1 protein-coding gene is annotated in these 224 nt (G+C 41.5%); it reads right to left on the minus strand.

The features are described from left to right. Positions 1-224, minus strand: a 224-nt coding sequence (locus SAZ04_RS23225) for a transposase (protein ID WP_332700205.1), incomplete at both ends; no start/stop codon positions are given.

Below are 224 nucleotides of genomic sequence, written 5' to 3' on the forward strand. Positions count from 1 at the left end.
GTTGCGGATTTGATGGATCACACACAGTTGAATTTCTGTTTGCGGAAAAATAGATTGGATGGCTTCAGAAAAGCCAGAAAGCCCGTCCTTACAAGCAATGAGGATATCTTCAACCCCTCTATTTTTAAGGTCTGTACAAACTCCTATCCAGAAACTAGCACTTTCATTTTCACCAATCCAAATACCTAGGATTTCCTTCTGACCGGACATGGAGATGCCCAAAA

The sequence above is a fragment of the Halalkalibacter lacteus genome (assembly GCF_036663595.1).
Taxonomy (GTDB): domain Bacteria; phylum Bacillota; class Bacilli; order Bacillales; family Bacillaceae_D; genus Halalkalibacter; species Halalkalibacter lacteus.